The 5,216-nt window shown below is 60.3% G+C and carries 3 protein-coding genes; all 3 read right to left on the bottom strand.

Features of this window, described 5'->3' with window-relative positions; all coding sequences use genetic code 11:
- Positions 1–153: 153 nt before the first annotated feature.
- A complete protein-coding gene (locus GXX82_15855; protein NLT24516.1) occupies positions 154–2,499 on the bottom strand; it encodes a PAS domain-containing protein in 2,346 nt (781 codons plus the stop codon).
- A gap of 148 nt (positions 2,500–2,647) precedes the next feature.
- The gene (locus tag GXX82_15850) at positions 2,648–3,634 is read right to left on the bottom strand and encodes a DUF4922 domain-containing protein (GenBank protein NLT24515.1); all 987 of its coding nucleotides are present in this window, start codon (positions 3,632–3,634) and stop codon (positions 2,648–2,650) included.
- Positions 3,631–5,109, bottom strand: a complete 1,479-nt coding sequence (locus GXX82_15845; protein NLT24514.1) for a glycosyltransferase — start codon at positions 5,107–5,109, stop codon at positions 3,631–3,633. Before GXX82_15845 ends, GXX82_15850 begins: the two co-directional genes overlap by 4 nt.
- Positions 5,110–5,216 lie beyond the last annotated feature (107 nt).

Raw genomic sequence — 5,216 nt, 5'->3', positions numbered from 1 at the left:
TCTACGACGAATCCGATCCTTGTCAATGGGATTCTGTGCCGGTTGCCTGTGGATGATGAGACACGAAAAGGACCACGGGGAGTTGGGAATGATCTTCGAGAGATCGGGAGATCGGGAAGATGGAGAAAACACCCTTCTTTTGTGGATCGAGATTCATGGATTCTCATTCTCGAGCACTTCCCGGATCTTTCGGGACAGAAGGGCCATATTGTAAGGCTTCTGGATGAAGCCGGTACATCCCTTGCCCATGATCATCCGGGCCTCACTATCCATGCTGTAGCCGCTCGAGAGGATCACTTTTACTGAGGGGTTCAATTCCCTGATGCGGTCGAAGGTCTCGGCGCCGGACATGCCGGGCATGACCATGTCGAGTATTACGAGGTCGACGGCACCTCCGCCATCCTTGAAGAACAAGACCGCTTCCGATCCGTCGTTCATGGCGTGCACGGTGTATCCAAGGGACTCGAGCATCCTTGTGGTCACCCTGAGGACCGTCGATTCGTCATCGACGAGGAGGATCGTCTCGGAACCTCTCAGGGCCTTCGCCGCCGGTCGCCTTTCCCGAATGACCCTCTTTCCCGATGCCGGGAAATACAGGGTGAACGTGGTCCCCTGGCCGGGCGTGCTCTTTACGTCCACGAGACCCTTGTGTCCCTTCATGATCCCGTACACCATGGCGAGGCCGAGTCCCGTCCCCCTGCCCATCTCCTTCGTGGTGAAGAAGGGATCGAATATGCGCTTCATCGTCTCCTCTTCCATGCCCATTCCCGTGTCAGCAACGGTGACGGACACATATTCCCCGGGAGGGATGTCATGAGGGGCCGCGAAGCTCGCGTCGATGACCACATTGGCCGTCGTGAGGCGGATCTCTCCCCCCGCGGGCATCGCTTGCCACGCGTTGAGGTAGAGATTGAGAAGGACCTGCTCTATCTGGCCCCGGTCAACCTCCACGACGCCGAGGCGCTTCTCGTATTTCTCCCGGATCGTCAGTTCCTTCCTCGTCCTGTGGAACATGGCGGAGGTTTCGCGGACGATCTCGTTCATATCGGCGGGTCGTATCTCGTACCCCCCTGCCCGTGCAAAACCCAGAAGCTGACGGGTCAGGTTCGACGCGCTCCTGACCTGTTCCTCGATGGACTTGAGGCGCTCGTAATCGGGATGGCCCGTATCTTCCATCTTTTCCGACAGCATCAGCGAGGCGTCTCCCTGTATCCCCATGAGGATGTTATTGAAGTCGTGGGCGATGCCGCCCGCCAGGGTGCCGATGGCCTCAAGCTTTCTCGCCTGAAGAAGCTGCGATTCGAGCTGCTTGCGGTCGGTGATGTCCTGTATGATCCCGAAGACCACCTTCCTGTCGCTGTCATACTCCGCCACGGAGTGTATATCCACCACCTCCGCCGTGTCGGGTCGCCGTATCTTGAACTCCAGGTCATAAGGGCGGCCCTCATTGATGAGAGCGCCCAGTGCCTCGTTAAGCGTCTGCCGGTACCGGGGAAGGGGTATTTCCTTCATGGCCGGGATCGTCAATACTCCATCTCCGACGCCGAAGATCCTGCGGGCCCCCGGGGACATGAAGACGTTCTTCGTCTCCATGTCGAACTCCCAGTTGCCGGAGCGGGATATGATCTCCGCCCGGGACAGGCGGTTCCTGCTGACGGCAAGCTGTTCCTCCACCGATTTGCGCGCCGTGATCTCCGTGATCATGGCGCACATGCCGCTGACGGAACCATCCTGGTCGCGCAGAGGGAACTTGATGGAGATGAAGAACCGTTTCCCACGGTCGTCCTGCAGGACCTCCTCTTTCTCCATGACCGACCCTGATTCCATGACCTCCAGGTCGTTCCGGCGAAAAACGATCCCCGTCGGTCCGGGAAAGAGTTCCTCGTCCGTTCTGCCGATGGTATTTTCGCGATCGATGCCGGTCACTTCCTGCCACTTGCGGTTTACCATTTCGTAACGTCCGTCACGGTCCTTGACGCAGATGAGGGCGCCGCTGTTCTCGATCATGTCGGAGAGGAGGGCGCGGCTCTTTCGCAACTCCTCCTCGGCGAGCTTGCGCTCCGTTACGTCGCGCACGATCCCTGCCACACCGGCGACCGTGCCCTTGACAAGGAAAGGGAATTTGTAGGTCTCGTAGAACCTTCCCCCGACGGGTTCGGTGGTGATCACCGTCCTTTTTTCGGTTATGGCCAACCGATCGCTCTGCTGGCAGGCGACGGCCGCTTCGGCCGGCATGAGATCGCAGTCGCTCCTGCCCACTATCTCGGTCTCGGTGCGCCCGAAGAACTGCGCGTTTGCCGCGTTGACAAGCTGGTAGGTGAGGTCGAGGTCCTTGAGGAAGAAGAAATCCGGCCCCGCGTCGACGAGGAGGCGTAACTGGTGCAGGGAAGACCCCAGTCCCTCCACGACAGTCCTGTAGTGGGCTTCGGACTCTTCCAGCTCCCGGATCCTGTCCTTCAGGAGAGAGATCTCCCGGGTCAATTCCTGCATCGTTTTCAAGGTGTTCGCGCTCTCCCCAGAACAATGATAATAGAATCGCACAGGTATATCAATATCTAATCCAAGCACGTGACACCCGGGTGCCATTCCGGGTTCGTGGGTCTCCGCATATTTTATCGCATCCCAGGGTCAGGGGTTTAGGCTGGTCTCAGCCGTGGGTGAAAGATACCTCGCGATAGAGGGACTCTATCGCCGCGGCGTCGAGACGATCGAAATCGCGCTCCGCGGGGGTGACGATGATGCCCGCCATTTCCATGACGGCGGGGCTGACAAGGAGCCTTGCGTCATCATCTCTGTAGAAGGCAGCCGGGCGGTGGGCACGTCGGGGGAAGACGAGGAGGCGCCATATTCTTCCGTCGAAAGAGGCGGTCGCGTTCATCATGGGTTCTCCGGCGGGCCCGCCCGGGGGCGTCGACACATCTGCAAGATCGTGCGCGTAATCCCTGAAGGCGGCTGCCAGGCGGGGCACATCATCTCCTTCGATGAGGATGACCTCGCGCCCGAGGCCGGCCAACCTCCGCACGGATACATCGGTGACCCTGGTCCGGGAAACGGTTGGCGTGAAGCCTTTCCTCCCGTGGATCTCCTTCTCGATAGGCATCTGTCCCGAAGGTACCGCCTGGAAATGAAGGTGGTCGGGGGCAGAGGCCCCGCAACGCGGCCCGTTGTAGAGGGTCGTGAAACCGGGACCGAGGTCAGCCGCTATGCGCAGGAACGTCTCTGTGTGGACGGCCATGGTCTGGGGGCGATGGCTGACATGCGCGATGGTGAGGTGAAAGGGCACCACGGGCCGCGGGTTACCGAGGATCAGGAACTCACGCCGGTAGAGGATGCACTTCTGCTCGACGGGCAGGTTGGCGACGCAAAGGAAACAGGGTCTTTCGCCGATCTCCTCGGGGCTCACGGCGGCCGTCGTGTTGACGGCCCTGCCGGGATTAAAGAGGAGGCGGATCGAGAACCCGTCACACGCTATGTCGCGGTACCGCGTCCCGCGCAGCGAAGCATAGGCCTGCCTGAGTTCCCGCCAGGTCGTTTGCTGTTCGGAGAGGAGCCCTCTGCACGATTCCTCGAGGGAAGGTGCGTCCTCCTCTCCGTCGAAGGTCGCGAAGATCCGGTCCCTCAACTCTTCCGTCACGTGCGGGACTCCCCTGCCAATCTCTGCCGTTCGATGATCTCCGCGGTGCGGAGGGAGTCCTTGAAGGAGTCATTCCTGTTCGCCGCCTCCAGGGACAGACCGGCATCGGTGTTGCCCTGCCAGCGGCGGCACAGGTAGAGGCTTTCATAGATCCTTCCGATCCTGTATTCCCGGGATATCCTCAACGCGGCGGCGTAGTCCTCTCCGTAGCTCACATTGAGGAAGCCTGTCCGTCGGATGGCCGTCGTGGAAAATGCCCGCGGCGCGCCGAGGCCATTGACCCTGAGGGCGTTGTTGTGCCCGTTGTCACCGGTCCATTCCCGATGGTCGATGAGGCCCGGAGGTATCTGCTCCAGCCGTTCGTTGACGATGGTGTAGGAGCCGACGACCATCGCGTAGCGCCCGTCGCGTATCGTATCCACGATGGTTTCGAGAACAAGGTGGTTCTCGTAGAGGTCGTCGGAGTCGAGCTGGATGGCATAACGCCCGCAGGCCTCATCCATGATGGCCATATTCCAGCACCCCCCTATGCCCAGATCCTTCCGGGCAGGGATGATGTGGCGTATCGCCGGGTTCCTGCCTGCCAGGTCGGCAATGATCTCCGTGGTCCCGTCCGTTGAATGATTGTCGACGACGATGACGTTGAAGGTAAAGTCCGTCTCCTGCGAGAGGGCGCTCTGGAGGGCATCGGCTATGGTCTTTCTGCGGTCTTTCACGGGGATGATCACGGAGGCCCTCACGGGGAAAGGCTCGGCCGGTTCTTTCATCATCTTCAGCCTCTCCGGGGACACATAGGCGTTGATCCTCCGGAGATGATCGGTGAAGACCGTTTCCATTTCCTTTTGAAGAGGTTGATTGCGAGGGTCGACGTAGGCGAAGTGCACCTCGCCTTCGGGAGCGTCGCCATGGCTCACGACACTGTAGAGTGGTTCCGCGATATGATGTATCCCGTGATCTATGGACATCTTCAGCCGGACGTCGTACAGGGCGGCATGGCGCAGGGGCGGTGTGCGCCCGTACCTTTGAAGCGTTTTGCGGACGATCGAGGTGTCAAGAAGAGCGAGGGCGCCGAAGTTAAAATCATCCCGGACGCTCCCGGGTTGGTAGTCGATGAGGGGATGGAGCGTCTTTCCCTTTCCCGTATCGTCATAGAAGTCGGAATAGACGGTGCCTGCCCCGGTGGACCGGGCCGCACGGATGAGCCTCTCCAGCGTAGTCGTGTCCGCCAGCATGGGGATGGCCCGGGGGATGAACAGAAGGTATTCCGTCGCGGCCTTCGCCAGGATGGCTTCAAAGGTCTCCCGGGAGGCAAAGGAACCGGTGCTGATGACCGTGCATCGGGGAAGGATGTCCGGTATGGGCCCCCGTGCGACGACCAGCACCTCCTCGATAAGGTCGGACGCGGCCAGGTTCCTCAGGGCCGGCAGGAACATGGAGCCCGCGGTGAAGGTGCAGACGGCGGTAATTGGTCTCATGAGTGCCATATCCTACCACGGAAAAAGAGGCAAGGAAACAGGAAAGGGGGGGAGGAATCGGAAGCGGGGGATAGGGGACAGGGAGGATAGGGGACAGGGAGGATAGG

Source organism: Syntrophorhabdus sp., assembly GCA_012719415.1.
Lineage (GTDB): Bacteria > Desulfobacterota > Syntrophorhabdia > Syntrophorhabdales > Syntrophorhabdaceae > Delta-02.
The sequence above is the reverse complement of the archived record's forward strand: the minus strand, read 5'-3'. Positions and strand labels throughout refer to the sequence as shown.